The 13780-nt window shown below is 74.5% G+C and carries 14 protein-coding genes; 12 read left to right on the forward strand and 2 right to left on the reverse strand.

Features of this window, described 5'->3' with window-relative positions; all coding sequences use genetic code 11:
• The first annotated feature begins 264 nt into the window (after positions 1-264).
• From dxr to ECOMGDLI_RS13365, 4 genes are all read left to right on the forward strand, one after another.
• Positions 265-1464, forward strand: coding sequence for a 1-deoxy-D-xylulose-5-phosphate reductoisomerase (gene dxr, locus ECOMGDLI_RS13350; protein WP_088317322.1), 1200 nt, complete (start codon positions 265-267; stop codon positions 1462-1464).
• Positions 1464-2828, forward strand: a complete 1365-nt coding sequence (locus tag ECOMGDLI_RS13355) for an RIP metalloprotease (RefSeq protein WP_088317323.1) — start codon at positions 1464-1466, stop codon at positions 2826-2828. The genes dxr and ECOMGDLI_RS13355 overlap by 1 nt, the downstream gene beginning before the upstream one ends.
• A 138-nt stretch (positions 2829-2966) precedes the next feature.
• Complete coding sequence (ispG, locus tag ECOMGDLI_RS13360; RefSeq protein WP_088288589.1) at positions 2967-4118, forward strand: flavodoxin-dependent (E)-4-hydroxy-3-methylbut-2-enyl-diphosphate synthase; 1152 nt, start codon at positions 2967-2969, stop codon at positions 4116-4118.
• Positions 4119-4292: 174 nt separating this feature from the next.
• The gene (locus ECOMGDLI_RS13365; RefSeq protein WP_233153443.1) at positions 4293-5153 is read left to right on the forward strand and encodes a GNAT family N-acetyltransferase; all 861 of its coding nucleotides are present in this window, start codon (positions 4293-4295) and stop codon (positions 5151-5153) included.
• 174 nt (positions 5154-5327) lie between these two features.
• Here ECOMGDLI_RS13365 and ECOMGDLI_RS13370 read toward each other — a convergent pair whose 3' ends face one another.
• Positions 5328-5930: a DinB family protein gene (locus tag ECOMGDLI_RS13370; RefSeq protein ID WP_088317325.1), complete on the reverse strand. Its 603-nt coding sequence runs from the start codon at positions 5928-5930 to the stop codon at positions 5328-5330.
• 62 nt (positions 5931-5992) lie between these two features.
• Here ECOMGDLI_RS13370 and ECOMGDLI_RS13375 point away from each other — a divergent pair, with 62 nt between their 5' ends.
• The 4 genes from ECOMGDLI_RS13375 to ECOMGDLI_RS13390 all read left to right on the forward strand — a co-directional run bounded on the left by ECOMGDLI_RS13375 (position 5993) and on the right by ECOMGDLI_RS13390 (position 10254).
• A complete protein-coding gene (locus ECOMGDLI_RS13375; protein WP_088317326.1) occupies positions 5993-6925 on the forward strand; it encodes a YafY family protein in 933 nt (310 codons plus the stop codon).
• Positions 6926-6987: 62 nt separating this feature from the next.
• The gene (locus ECOMGDLI_RS13380; protein WP_088317327.1) at positions 6988-8754 is read left to right on the forward strand and encodes a proline--tRNA ligase; all 1767 of its coding nucleotides are present in this window, start codon (positions 6988-6990) and stop codon (positions 8752-8754) included.
• The gene (locus ECOMGDLI_RS13385) at positions 8747-9493 is read left to right on the forward strand and encodes an HAD family hydrolase (protein WP_088317328.1); all 747 of its coding nucleotides are present in this window, start codon (positions 8747-8749) and stop codon (positions 9491-9493) included. The genes ECOMGDLI_RS13380 and ECOMGDLI_RS13385 overlap by 8 nt, the downstream gene beginning before the upstream one ends.
• Entirely contained in the window at positions 9490-10254 is a 765-nt protein-coding gene (locus ECOMGDLI_RS13390) for a TSUP family transporter (protein WP_088317332.1), read from the forward strand. The genes ECOMGDLI_RS13385 and ECOMGDLI_RS13390 overlap by 4 nt, the downstream gene beginning before the upstream one ends.
• 16 nt (positions 10255-10270) lie before the next feature.
• Here the strand turns inward: ECOMGDLI_RS13390 and ECOMGDLI_RS13395 are convergent, their stop codons facing one another.
• On the reverse strand, positions 10271-11377 hold the full coding sequence (locus ECOMGDLI_RS13395) for a DUF4439 domain-containing protein (protein WP_088317329.1): 1107 nt from the start codon (positions 11375-11377) through the stop codon (positions 10271-10273).
• Between the two features lie 134 nt (positions 11378-11511).
• On the opposite strand from ECOMGDLI_RS13395, the gene rimP reads away from it, so the two are divergent.
• The 4 genes from rimP to ECOMGDLI_RS13420 form a co-directional block, all read left to right on the forward strand.
• Entirely contained in the window at positions 11512-12057 is a 546-nt protein-coding gene (gene rimP, locus ECOMGDLI_RS13400) for a ribosome maturation factor RimP (protein WP_088317330.1), read from the forward strand.
• Positions 12057-13046 (forward strand): transcription termination factor NusA, encoded by a 990-nt coding sequence (nusA, locus tag ECOMGDLI_RS13405; protein WP_088317331.1) that lies wholly within the window; start codon positions 12057-12059, stop codon positions 13044-13046. Before rimP ends, nusA begins: the two co-directional genes overlap by 1 nt.
• Before the next feature lie 143 nt (positions 13047-13189).
• The gene (locus ECOMGDLI_RS13410; RefSeq protein WP_255392430.1) at positions 13190-13501 is read left to right on the forward strand and encodes a YlxR family protein; all 312 of its coding nucleotides are present in this window, start codon (positions 13190-13192) and stop codon (positions 13499-13501) included.
• A 62-nt stretch (positions 13502-13563) separates the two neighbouring features.
• Positions 13564-13780, forward strand: a 217-nt coding sequence (locus tag ECOMGDLI_RS13420) for a translation initiation factor IF-2 N-terminal domain-containing protein (protein ID WP_143447694.1), incomplete at its 3' end; no start/stop codon positions are given.

Genomic DNA, 13780 nt, shown 5'->3' on the forward strand with positions numbered 1-13780 from the left:
GCGGGGAGCGGTCGTCGGGGGCGGGGACGGCGTGCGCCGGGCCGGCCGCGGTGACCGGTGCCGCGAGCGCCAGCAGCGCCGCGAGGACCGCGCCACGCGCCGTCCGGCTGTGCCCTCGGCCGTCCGCCATCGGATCCCTCCATCTGCCACCTGCGGCGATTACACAAAGTTCGTTGCAGTGATCGGAAAGTTACTGCACCGACCTGCGCGGGCCGGCAAGAGACCGCCCGAACGCAGCACTCGCACGTCTGTGACAATCCCTTCGTGTCGAACGTGCGTGAGGTCGTCGTCCTCGGGTCCACCGGTTCCATCGGCCGGCAGGCCGTCGAGGTGGTCCTCGACCGGCCCGGCCGCTGGCGGGTCGCGGCGCTCGCCGCCGAGGGCACCCGGGTCGAGGCGCTCGCCGACCAGGCGGCCGCGCTCGGCGTCCGGACCGTCGCCGTCGCCCGGGCCGAGGCCGAGGAGCCGCTGCGGCAGGCGCTCGCCGACCGCGGCGCCGCCCGGGTCGAGGTGCTCGCCGGCCCGGACGCCGCGGCGACCGTCGCGGGCTCGGGCGCGGACGTCGTCCTCAACGGGATGACCGGCGCCATCGGGCTGCGGCCCACGCTCGCCGCGCTGCGGGCGGGCAGCCTCCTCGCGCTCGCGAACAAGGAGTCGCTCATCATCGGCGGCCCGCTCGTCGCGGCCGCGGCCAAGCCCGGCCAGATCCTCCCGGTGGACTCCGAGCACAGCGCCGTCGCGCAGTGCCTGCGGGCCGGCCGGGCCGACGAGGTCGCCCGGCTCGTGCTCACCGCGAGCGGCGGGCCGTTCCGTGGCCGCACCCGGGAGGACCTCCTCGACGTCACCCCCGAGCAGGCGCTCGCGCACCCGACGTGGGCGATGGGTCCGGTCATCACGACGAACTCGGCGACGCTCGTCAACAAGGGCCTGGAGGTCATCGAGGCGCACCTGCTCTTCGGGATCGACTTCGACCGGATCGACGTCGTCGTCCACCCGCAGTCCGTCGTCCACTCGATGGTCGAGTTCACCGACGGGTCGACCGTCGCGCAGTGCTCGCCGCCCGACATGCGGCTGCCGATCGCGCTGGCCCTCGGCTGGCCCGAACGGGTCAGGGGCGCCGCCGCCGGCTGCGACTGGACGCAGGCCGCGACCTGGACGTTCGAGCCGCTCGACGACGAGGCCTTCCCGGCCGTCCGGCTGGCGCGCAAGGTCGGCGCGCTCGGCGGGACGTATCCTGCGGTGTACAACGCGGCGAACGAGGTGTGCGTCGACGCCTTCCTGGGGGGCCGGATCCGCTTCGTCGAGATCGTCGACACCGTCTCCGCGGTCGTCGACGACCACGACGGGGCGACCGGACCGCTCGGGCTGGACGACGTCCTCGGCGCCGACGCCTGGGCCCGGGACCGGGCCCGGGACGTGCTGTCCGTCGCTGCGGCGGCGGGCGGGGGAGAGGTGGACCGGTAGTGGAGTCCGTCGGCATCTACGCCCTCGGCGTGGCGTTCTACGCGGTGTGCGTCGCCGCGTCGATCGCCCTGCACGAGGTCGGCCACCTGGTGCCCGCCAAGCGCTTCGGGATCAAGTGCAGCCAGTACATGGTCGGGTTCGGCCCGACCGTGTGGTCGCGGCGGCGCGGCGAGACCGAGTACGGCATCAAGGCGATCCCGCTCGGCGGCTACGTGCGGATGCTCGGGATGTTCCCGCCCAAGCCCGGGCAGCCCGCGCGCGTCGACTCCACCGGCCGGCTCGGGATGCTCGTCGACCAGGCCCGCAGCGACGCGCAGCGCGACATCGGGCCGGAGGACGCCGACCGGCTCTTCTACCAGCGCTCGGTGCCGAAGCGGGTCGTCGTCATGCTCGGCGGCCCGACGATGAACCTGCTCATCGCCGCCGTCCTCTTCACCCTGCTGTGGACGACGTACGGCCTGTCCCGTGAGACGCCGGTCGTCGACACGGTGTCGAAGTGCGTCGTCCCGGTGGCCGCGTCGAAGAAGGAGCAGGCCGCCGCGCCGCCCCAGTGCACCGCGACGAGCGCGCCCACCCCCGCGGTCGCGGCCGGGATCCAGCCCGGCGACCGGATCGTCGAGTTCGCCGGCACCCGCATCGAGGAGTGGTCGACCCTCCAGGGCCTGATCCGGGCCAACCCCGGCCGCACCCTGCCGCTCGTCGTCGAGCGGGCCGGCGCGCAGGTGCCGCTGCAGGTCACGCTCATCAAGGACAACCGCTACGAGCTCGACGGCAACGGGCTGCCCGTCGTCGACGACCAGGGCCGGTACGTCCTCGTCCCCGTCGGCTTCCTCGGCGTCTCGCCGACGACCGTGCGCGAGACGCTCGCGCTCACCGAGGTCCCCGCACAGTTCGGCACCTTCATCGCCCAGACCGCCGCCGCGATCGTCAACATCCCGTCGAAGATGGTCGGCGTCGTCAAGGCGGCGACCTTCCAGGGCGAGCGCGACCCGAACGGCCCGATCAGCGTCGTCGGCGCGGGCCGGATCGTCGGCGAGATCGCGAGCGTCCAGGGCACGCCGGAGAACCCGATCAACTTCTCCGACAAGTTCGCGGGCGCCGTCCAGATCGTGGCCGGCATCAACCTCGCGCTCTTCCTGTTCAACCTCGTCCCGCTGCTGCCGCTGGACGGCGGGCACGTCGCCGGCGCGCTGTGGGAGGGCCTGCGCCGCCGGGTCAACCGGCTGCTGCGCCGCCCGGACCCGGGGCCCGTCGACATCGCGCGGCTGCTGCCGCTCACGTACGTCGTCGCGTCGCTGCTGCTCGGCATGTCCGTCCTGCTCATCTACGCGGACATCGTCAACCCGATCCGCATCACCGGCTGACGACGGCGTCGACCGCGTCACCTGCGTGCCGGTGATCCCGGACTCGGCGGGTGGCGCGTGCCCCGGCGGGAGATACTGGGGCCCGTGCGCGCGCCGTCCGACGCCCGCACGACCACCCGTGAGAGGCGAAGTCACCCCATGTCCGTGAACCTCGGTCTGCCCGCCCTGCCGCCGCCGGTGCTCAGCCCGCGCCGCAAGTCCCGGCAGATCTCGGTCGGCAAGGTCCTCGTCGGCGGGGACGCCCCCGTGTCGGTGCAGTCCATGACGACGACCCTCACGTCGGACGTCAACTCCACGCTCCAGCAGATCGCCGAGCTGACGGCCGCCGGGTGCGACATCGTCCGGGTCGCGTGCCCGAGCCAGGACGACGCCGAGGCGCTGCCCGCGATCGCCCGCAAGTCGCAGATCCCGGTCATCGCGGACATCCACTTCCAGCCGAAGTACGTCTTCGCGGCGATCGACGCCGGCTGCGCGGCGGTCCGGGTGAACCCGGGCAACATCCGCCAGTTCGACGACCAGGTCAAGGAGATCGCCAAGGCCGCCGGCGACGCCGGGGTCTCGATCCGGATCGGGGTCAACGCGGGGTCGCTCGACAAGCGGCTCCTCGAGAAGTACGGCAAGGCCACCCCCGAGGCCCTCGTCGAGTCCGCCGTCTGGGAGGCCTCGCTCTTCGAGGAGCACGGCTTCCACGACTTCAAGATCTCCGTGAAGCACAACGACCCCGTCGTCATGGTCAAGGCCTACCAGCTGCTCGCCGAGGCCGGTGACTGGCCGCTGCACCTCGGCGTCACCGAGGCCGGCCCGGCGTTCCAGGGCACGATCAAGTCCTCCGTCGCCTTCGGTGCGCTGCTCAGCCAGGGCATCGGCGACACGATCCGGGTCTCGCTCTCGGCCCCGCCGGTCGAGGAGGTCAAGGTCGGCATCCAGATCCTGCAGTCGCTCAACCTGCGCCCGCGCAAGCTCGAGATCGTCTCCTGCCCGTCCTGCGGGCGGGCTCAGGTCGACGTCTACAAGCTCGCGGACGCCGTGACCGCCGGTCTCGACGGCCTCGAGGTGCCGCTGCGGGTCGCCGTCATGGGCTGCGTCGTCAACGGCCCGGGCGAGGCCCGCGAGGCCGACCTCGGCGTCGCGTCCGGCAACGGTAAGGGCCAGATCTTCGTCCGCGGCGAGGTCGTCAAGACCGTCCCCGAGGCGCAGATCGTCGAGACGCTCATCGAGGAGGCCATGCGTCTGGCCGAGGAGATGGGCGAGACCGCGGGCGAGGGCGCGCCGTCCGTCACGGTCGGCTGACCGCACCCGCCGGCCGCCCGCTGACGAGCCGACGGGACGCCTGCGCGAGGGCTGTCAGAATGGTCGGGCGAGGGTGGTCCGGACGACGGTGACGGGGCAGGCATGACGGGACGGCTGAGCCGATCGGGGCGCGGCCTCTCGCTCTGGGGCGGGGGCGCGGTGGAGGATGCGAGGGTGCTCCGCTCCTCCCTGCGGCTCCTGGACCGCCACGACGTCGCCGAGGCGCTCGCCGTGTGCGACCGGGACGTCGCGGCGAACCTCTTCGTCGCGGCCCGGCTGAGCGGCCCGGGGTTCGGCAACCGGGCGGGCGGCGGCGAGCTCTGGGGCTACCACGACAGCCGCGGCCTGGCGTCGCTGTGCTGGTCCGGGGCGAACCTCGTGCCGGTCCAGGCCGACGAGGAGGCCGTCGACGCGTTCGCCGACCGGGCCCGCCGGCAGGGCCGCAACTGCTCCTCGATCGTCGGCCCGGCGGACGCCGTCCTCGCGCTGTGGCGCCGCCTCGAGCCGTACTGGGGCCCGGCCCGCGAGGTCCGCGCGGAGCAGCCGCTCATGGCGCTCGAGGGCCCGCCGGTCGTGGCGCCCGACCCGCGGGTGCGGCGCAGCCGGCTCGACGAGCTCGATCTCGTGGTCCCCGCGTGCGTCGCGATGTTCACCGAGGAGGTCGGCTACTCGCCGGTCGCCCAGGACGGCGGCGCGCTCTACCACGCGCAGGTCACCTCGCTCGTCGCCGGCGGCCGTTCCCTCGTCCGGATCGACGACGTCCCCGGGGCCGGCGGCCGCCGCGAGGTCGTCTTCAAGGCCGAGCTCGGGTCCGTGACGCAGCGCGCCGTCCAGGTGCAGGGCGTCTGGGTCAACCCGCGCCACCGCGGTCGCGGCCTGGCCGCGCCGGGGATGGCCGCGGTGGCGCGGGTCGTCCAGGCCGAGGTGGCCCCGCTCGTGACGCTCTACGTCAACGGGTACAACGTGCGCGCCGTCCGGACGTACGAGCGGGTCGGCTTCCGCCGCGTGGGGACGTTCGCGACCGTCCTGTTCTGAGCGCCGCTTGGTACGCGTCGCCGCCACGTCGCGGCGCTCGCGGGGCTGCACCCGTCGCGCTGCACCCACGGCTGCACGGTCGGGCGGACGCAGCCGTGGGTGCATCGATGCGGGGGCGGAGCCGGGACCCGTGCACCCATCGGCGACGCACGGTGCTCAGGGCAGGACCGGTCGTCAGTGCCCGTGCGCGTAGAGGTCGCGCAGCAGCGCGATCTCGGCGCCGTGGTGGATCAGCTCGCGGTGGATGTGGAGCACGAGCTCGGCCATCGACAGCTCCGCGTACGGGCCCTCCGCCGGGCCGCACGGCCGCAGCAGCCCCTCGCCGGGGACGTCGGCCCCGCCGAGCGAGCGCACCCCGGCGACCCACTGCGCGTACTGCGCGTCGAGCCGGGCCAGCGCCTCGTCGGCCGTCGCCGGGTAGTCGTAGGTCATGTAGTCGCACGCCTCACCGCCGAAGTGCGCGGCGTTGCGCGCGCCGAGGACGCCCACGAGCACGTGCCCGAGACGCCAGGCGATCGTCGTCACGGGGGCAGGGTCGGGCTCGGGGAACGCGAACTCGATGAGCATCGCGCCGGAGCCGCCCTGCACGGGCGCGGTCGACGTGCCGCGCGGGCGGACGTTCCAGCAGCCGGGCACCGGTTCCCAGAGGTACTCCTCGTCGGTGAGGCCGGCCAGCCGGGGCCTGAGCTGGTTCTCCCAGTGGAAGGTCAGCTGGTCGAGCAGGGCGGTGTTCCAGTCGAGGCCGGTCGAGGTGCGGGCGTTCGTGGTCTCTGTCATGGGGACGACGCTAGAACGGCAGGCGGACAGGTTCGGTCCGCCTGCGCAGCCATACTGGCGGGGTGCTCGAGACCTCGGCCCGGCTGCTCCGGCTCCTGTCGCTCCTCCAGGAGCACCGGGACTGGAGCGGCCCCGCGCTCGCCGCCCGGCTCGACGTGACGACCCGGACCGTCCGCCGCGACGTCGACCGGCTGCGCAGCCTCGGCTACCCGGTCGACGCGACGGCGCAGAACGGGTACCGGCTCGGCCGGGGCGCCGCGCTGCCGCCGCTGCTCCTCGACGACGACGAGGCGGTCGCCGTCGCCGCGGCGCTCAGCACCGCGCCGGGGGAGGAGATGGCCGCGGCCGCGGCCCGGGCCCTCGCGAAGCTGGAGCCGGTGCTGCCCGCCCGCCTGCGGGACCGGCTGACCGCCGTCCAGACCGCGTCGGTCGCCCTGCCGAGCGGGGACGCGGCTGTCCCGCCGGACCGGATCGCCGCGCTCGCCGCCGCCTGCCGGGACGCCGTCCGGGTGCGCATGACGTACACCGACGGCGGCGGCGCGACGGGGGAGCGCGACGTCGAGCCGTACCGTCTCGTCCACGTCGGCCGCCGGTGGTACCTGCTCGGGTTCGACCGGGGCCGCGAGGACTGGCGCACCCTGCGCGTCGACCGGATCGCCGACCTCCACGTGACGACCTTCCGCTTCACCCGCCACGACCCGCCGGACGCCGCCGCCTTCGTCGGGCAGGCGGTCACGTCGTCCCCCTACCGGTGGCAGGCCCGGGTGCGGGTGCACGCCCCCGTCGCGGACGTCGCGGCCCGCGTCCCGGCGACCGTCGCGCGCCTCGAGGCCACCGGCGACCGCTGCCTCCTGACGACCGGCGCGAACGACCTGGGCCAGCTCGTCGGGCACCTCGCCACCCTGCCGTGGGACCTCGACGTGCTCGACCCGCCCGAGCTGCGCGCCGCAGTCCGCGCCGCCGCGGAGCGGCTCGCCCGGGCCGCCGCCGGATAACCCGTCAGGCGAGGGCCGTGGTCGCGGGTAGCCTTCTGGGGTCACTTCTCCAGGAGGTCCCAGTGCTGTTGCGGATGTCGTCGTTGTTCCTGCGCACCCTGCGTGAGGACCCGGCGGACGCAGAGGTCCCGAGCCACAAGCTGCTCGTCCGTGCCGGGTACGTCCGGCGTGCGGCGCCGGGCATCTACTCCTGGCTGCCGCTGGGCTACCTCGCCTACCGCAACGTCGAGCGGATCGTCCGGGAGGAGATGGACGCCGCGGGGTTCCAGGAGGTGCACTTCCCCGCCCTGCTGCCCCGCGACCCCTACGAGGCGACGAACCGCTGGACCGAGTACGGCGACAACCTCTTCCGGCTCAAGGACCGCAAGGGCAACGACATGCTCCTCGGGCCGACGCACGAGGAGATGTTCACCTTGCTCGTCAAGGACCTGTACTCCTCGTACAAGGACCTGCCGCTGTCGATCTACCAGATCCAGCTCAAGTACCGCGACGAGGCCCGGCCCCGCGCCGGCATCCTGCGCGGGCGCGAGTTCGTCATGAAGGACTCCTACTCCTTCGACGTCGACGACGCCGGCCTCGACGTCTCCTACGCCAAGCACCGCGACGCGTACATCAAGACGTTCACCCGGCTCGGGCTCGACTTCGTCATCGTCTCGGCGATGTCCGGCGCCATGGGCGGCAGCAAGTCCGAGGAGTTCCTCCAGCCCACCGAGGTCGGCGAGGACACCTTCGTCCGCTGCTCGTCGTGCGACTTCGCGGCGAACGTCGAGGCCGTCCGGACGCCTGCGCCGCCCGCCATCGACTGGGAGGGGCTGCCCGCGGCCCACGTCGAGGACACCCCCGACACCCCGACCATCGAGACGCTCGTCAACGTCTCCAACGACAAGCACCCCCGGGCCGACGGCCGGGCGTGGACCGCCGCCGACACGCTGAAGAACGTCGTCGTCACCCTGGTGCTCCCCGACGGGACCCGCGAGCCCCTCGCCGTCGGCCTGCCCGGCGACCGCGAGGTCGACCTCAAGCGGCTCGAGGCGGCCGTGTCGCCCGCCGAGGTCGACGCGTTCACCGAGGCCGACTTCGCGAAGAACCCCAGTCTCGTCAAGGGCTACATCGGCCCCGGCGTGCTCGGCGAGAAGAAGGCGTCCGGCATCCGCTACCTGCTCGACCCCCGCGTCGTCTCCGGGACCGCCTGGGTCACCGGCGCCGACGAGCCCGGCCGGCACGTCTTCGACCTCGTCGCCGGTCGCGACTTCGAGGCCGACGGCACGGTCGAGGCCGCCGAGGTCCGCGCGGACGACGCATGCCCGAACTGCGGGCACCCTCTGGAGATGAAGCGCGGCATCGAGATCGGCCACATCTTCCAGCTCGGCCGCAAGTACGCCGACGCCCTCGGGCTGCAGGTGCTCGACCAGAACGGCAAGCGGGTCACCGTGACGATGGGCTCCTACGGCATCGGCGTCTCGCGCGCCGTCGCGGCGATCGTCGAGTCGAGCTACGACGACCTCGGGCTGATCTGGCCGCGCGAGGTCGCGCCCGCCGACGTCCACGTCGTCGCCTCCGGCAAGGACGAGGCCGTCTTCGCCGAGACCGACCGGATCAGTGCCGAGCTCGAGGCGGCCGGCGTCAGGGTGCTGTACGACGACCGCCGCAAGGTCTCCCACGGCGTCAAGCTCAAGGACGCCGAGCTGCTCGGGATGCCGACGATCCTCGTCGTCGGCCAGAAGCTCGGGGAGGGCCTCGTCGAGGTGACGGACCGGCGCACCCGCGAGCGGGTCGAGGTCCCCGTCGCGGACGCCGTCGGCCACCTCGTGTCCGTCGTCCGTGGCTGAGGCGGGCGACGCGAGCGGCGCCGTCCGCGCGGTCATCTTCGACTGGGGCGGCACGCTGACGCCCTGGCACACCGTCGACATCGCGTCGCAGTGGCGCTCGTTCGCCGAGCACTTCGGCGACGCCGGACTCGCGGACCGGATCCTCGCCGCCGAGAAGCGGGCCTGGCTGCGCCAGCGCGACGAGGGCGGCAGCGCCCGGATGGCCGAGATCCTCGCCGAGGCCGGGGTGAAGTCCGACCACCCGGGCCACAGCGCCGCGCACACGGCGTACGAGGAGTTCTGGGAGCCGCACACCTTCACCGACCCCGACGTCCCGCCCCTGTTCGGCGGCCTCAAGGACCGCGGCATCAAGGTCGGCGTGCTGTCGAACACGATCTGGACCCGGGAGTACCACGACGGGGTCTTCGCCCGGGACGGCGTCCTCGACCTCATCGACGGCTCGGTCTACAGCTCGGAGATCGAGCACGCCAAGCCGCACCCCGAGGCGTTCGCCGCGGCGATGGCCGCGGTGGGGGAGAGCGACCCGGGGGCGTGCGTCTACGTCGGGGACCGGCCCTACGAGGACGTCCACGGCGCCCAGCGCGCCGGGCTGCGGGCGATCCTCGTGCCGCACTCGGACATCCCCGCAGACCAGCAGGTGCCGGTCGACGTCGAGCCGGACGCCGTCGTCCAGCGGCTCGTGGAGATCCTCGACGTCGTCGACGCCTGGGCCGCCGGCGCGCCGCAGGGCCCGCGCTGAACCCTGACCTCTGGCTCCCGGTCGCCGCGCTCGCGGCGGGCTGGGTCGACGCGGTCGTCGGCGGCGGCGGGCTCATCCAGCTGCCGGCGCTGCTCATCGGGCTGCCCGGGGCCTCGCCGGCGCAGATCCTCGCGACGAACAAGCTCGCGAGCATCTGCGGCACGACGACGTCGTCGATCACGTACGCCCGCCGGATCCGGCCGAGCCTGCGGACCGTCCTGCCGCTCGCGGGCGCGGCCTTCGCCGGCTCGGCGGCGGGTGCGGCCTGCGCGAGCCTGCTGCCGGCCGGGGTCTTCAGGCCGCTCGTGCTCGTCCTGCTCGTCGCGGCCGGCCTGTACACGTGGCGCCGGCCGGACCTCGGCGCCGTCACCGCGCTGCGGCACAGCGGTCACCGGCACACCCTCGCGGCGGCCGGGGTCGGGGTCGGGCTCGGGTTCTACGACGGGATCTTCGGGCCCGGCACGGGGGCGTTCCTCGTGCTCGCGCTCGTCGCCGTCCTCGGCTACGCGTTCCTCGAGGCGAGCGGGACGGCGAAGATCGCCAACGTCGCGACGAACCTCGGGGCGCTCGTCGTCTTCGTCCCGCAGGGCGCGCCGCTGTGGCGGACGGGGCTGCTCATGGGGGCGGCGAACGTCCTCGGCGGCTACCTCGGCGCGCGGACGGCGGTCGCGCGCGGGTCGCGGTTCGTCCGGGGGGTGCTGCTCGTCGTCGTGGCGGCCCTCGTCGTCCGGCTCGGCTGGGACGTGCTCGTCCGCCGCTGACGCGCCGCGGCGGGGGTCACTCGGTGAACGCCGGGACCGTGCCGGACCACTCGACCCGGCGCCGGGTCGCGGTCACCGCGAGGTTCGCCGCCCGGACCCGGACGTCGCCGCCGCCGCGGCCCGCGGCCCACACGGCGACCCGGGCGACCCCGGCCTCCAGGGACGCCGCGAGGTCGCCGGCGCCCGCGGCGCTCGACGGGACGTCGACGGTGTACGCGGGCAGCGCGGCCGGCGGTTCCGCGCCCGCGGCGACGACCTGCGCCTCGAGGACGTCACGGCTCGTGCGGTGCGCGTCCCAGAGCGCCTGCGCACGCTTGCGGCGGCCGTCGCGGACCCGGGGGACCACGACCGCGTAGCCGAACACCGCCGCGTGCTCGGCCTCGACGAGCCGGGCGAGCGCGTCGAGGTCGGCGGCCGGCCGGCTCGCCCGCGGCGCGGGCGTCAGGGTCGGCAGCGCCGTCCCGGTGGGCTGGTCGGTGCCGGTGGGCCGGTCGGTCGGCTGGTCGGTCGGCTGGTCCGTCGGCGAGGCGCCGGACGACGTGGGGGAGGCCTGCGGGGCGGTGACGCCACCCGCGGCGGGGACGTCGGCCGCGCGGGCCACGAGGTCGGCGTGCGCCGCGCGGGCGGCCGCGACGCGGACGAGCAGCGTGGCGAGCTCGCGGCCGACGACGCCGACGTCCGCGAGCGCCTCGCGGGCAGCGTCCGCCTCGTCGCGGACGACGCTGCGCGGCGGCGTCGGGGCCGGAGCCGCCGAGGCGGGCGCCGCGCCGGTGCCCGTACCCGTGGCGCTGCCGGTCCTCGGCGGTTCGACGGTCGCGCCCAGCGCCGTGAGGTGCGCCCGGTGGTCGTCGGCGACGGCGGCCCGCAGAGCGGCCGGGACGGCGGTCGCGGTGGTCACCGCGGCGAGCAGCTCGCGGGTCGTCGCGACGGTCCGCAGCCGGGCGACGTCGTCCACGGACGGCGTCCGCGGGCCGCCGTCCGGCCCCTGCGAGCCGTCCGGCGGCGGCGTCGAGCCGTCCGAGGTGCAGGCGGCGAGCGCAGCGAGCGCGAAGGCGGCGGGGAGGGCGGTGAGCACCGTGCGGCGCGGCGGTCCGCCCGTCCCGCCCTCGCTGCTGACACCCACGGTCGCGCATCATTCCACGATCCGTGGCCCCGCCGGGCCGGGCCCCGCCGGCGCCCGTGACCCGGGCCGGGCCCCGCCCGGGTAGTCTGGCCCGTCGCAGCAACGAGCGGACAACAGCACACGAGGAGGCACCGATGGGCACGACGACGCCGGACCAGGTCCGTGCGGTCGCCGCAGCCGCGGTCACGTCGGCGGGGCTCGTCCTCGAGGACGTCACCGTGACGCCCGCCGGCCGCCGCCGGGTGCTCCGGGTGGTCGTCGACCTCCCGGACGACGTCCTCGGCGGTGTCCCCGTCGAGTCGGTCGAGAGCGCAGCACGCGCGGTGTCCGAGGCGCTCGACAGCAGCGACGTCATGGGCGCGACGCCGTACGTGCTCGAGGTGACCTCGCCCGGCGTCGACCGGCCGCTCACCGAGCGCCGGCACTGGCTGCGGGCCCGCGGCCGGCTCGTCACCGTGACCCTCGCGGACGGCGGCACGGTCGCCGGCCGGCTCACCGAGGCCGGCGATGACGGCGTGACCGTCGACGGCCGGCCGCTCGGCTGGGACGACCTGCGCAAGGGCCGGGTCGAGGTCGAGTTCAACCGGCCCGACGAGCCCGCCGGTGCGGACGACGACCTCGTGGACGACGAGACCGACGACACGGACGACACGGACGACGAGGACGGGGAGGAGGCCTGATGGACATCGACATGGCGGCGCTGCGGATGCTCGAGCGGGAGAAGGAGATCCCCTTCGACGTCCTGGTGCGCACGATCGAGCAGGCCCTCCTGCTCGCCTACCACCGGACGGAGGGCGCGGAGCAGCACGCCCGCGTCGTCCTCGACCGCCTCAGCGGCCACGTCGTCGTGTGGGCGCAGGAGCACGGCGAGGGCGGTGTCGTCGTCCGCGAGTGGGACGACACCCCGGAGGGCTTCGGCCGGGTCGCCGCGGCCACCGCGCGCCAGACGATCCTCCAGCGGCTGCGCGACGCCGAGGACGAGCAGATCCTCGGGGAGTTCCGCGGGCGCGAGGGCGACATCGTCTCCGGCGTCGTCCAGCAGAGCGCCGACCCGAAGATGGTCCACGTCGACCTCGGCACCCTGGAGGCCCTGCTGCCGCCGCCGGAGCAGGTGCCGGGGGAGGACTACACGCACGGCAGCCGGCTGCGCTGCTACGTCGTGGGTGTCCGCAAGGGCATGAAGGGGCCGTCGATCACGGTCTCCCGGACGCACCCGAACCTCGTCCGCAAGCTCTTCGCGCTCGAGGTCCCGGAGATCGCCGACGGCACGGTCGAGATCGTCGCGCTCGCCCGGGAGGCGGGGCACCGGTCCAAGGTCGCCGTCCGGACGACGGTCGCGGGCGTCAATGCCAAGGGCGCCTGCATCGGGCCGATGGGGCAGCGGGTGCGCGCCGTCGTCAACGAGCTGCACGGCGAGAAGATCGACATCGTCGACTGGAACGAGGACCCGGCGAAGTTCGTCGCCGCGGCCCTGTCGCCGGCGAAGGTGACCTCGGTCGAGGTCGTCGACCTCGCGGCCCGGTCGGCGCGGGTCGTCGTCCCCGACTACCAGCTCTCGCTGGCCATCGGCAAGGAGGGGCAGAACGCCCGCCTCGCGGCCAAGCTGACGGGCTGGCGGATCGACATCCGCCCCGACGTCGTGAGCGACGCGGCGGCCGATTCCCGGTGACGTCGGGTGACCTCCCGGGCGCGGCGCGCCCGATACCCGGGAAGAGCCGGGCCTCCCGACGCGCTAGACTGCCAGAGGCCGGTGTCGCGGTTCGGCAACCCCCGGACGGTTCGGGCTCCCTCGCGGAGCCCGTTCGGACGTGCGTGGGATGTCGTGGTCGAGATGTCCGGTCGGTTCTGCTGCGAGTGGTCGCGGCCGAGGTCGACGGTGTCTGGTCCGTCGTCCCGGACCCGCACCGCAGGCTGCCGGGCCGGGGCGCCTCGTTGCACCCCGTGACCAGCTGCCTCGACCTCGCCGAGCGCCGTCGGGCGTTCCCTCGGGCCCTGCGCCGGAGCGGAGTGCCGGACACCACGGCCCTCGCCGAGTACGTCGCAGGAAGTTCACGTCCACCAGTCACCGTCCTCACCGGAAGCGGGTCTGACGCTGATGAGCACCCGATGAGATCGCACCGATGAACGCCCCACAGCCGTAATAACGGTCCGCGCCTGTCCATGGCCCGGACCGAGACAGGAGAGTCGTGGCAAAGGTCCGGGTCTACGAGCTCGCGAAGGAGCTCGGCATCGAGAGCAAGGTCGTCATGGCCAAGCTCCAGGAGATGGGCGAGTTCGTCCGGTCGGCGTCGTCGACCGTCGAGCCCCCCGTCGTCCGCAAGCTCCGCGAGGACTTCCCCGCCGAGCTCGCCGCCAAGGGCGTGAAGACGTCCCCCGCCCCCGCAGCACCCGCGGCGCCGGCCC

Source organism: Kineosporia sp. R_H_3 (assembly GCF_002198675.1).
Taxonomy (GTDB): Bacteria; Actinomycetota; Actinomycetes; order Actinomycetales; family Kineosporiaceae; genus R-H-3.

Bases quoted from the DNA above. Each gene is read 5' to 3' on its own strand.
- ispG (WP_088288589.1), top strand. From the start codon at position 2,967: ATGTCCGTGAACCTCGGTCTGCCCGCCCTGCCGCCGCCGGTGCTCAGC.
- ECOMGDLI_RS13370 (WP_088317325.1), bottom strand. From the start codon at position 5,930: ATGACAGAGACCACGAACGCCCGCACCTCGACCGGCCTCGACTGGAAC.
- rimP (WP_088317330.1), top strand. From the start codon at position 11,512: ATGGGCACGACGACGCCGGACCAGGTCCGTGCGGTCGCCGCAGCCGCG.
- nusA (WP_088317331.1), top strand. From the start codon at position 12,057: ATGGACATCGACATGGCGGCGCTGCGGATGCTCGAGCGGGAGAAGGAG.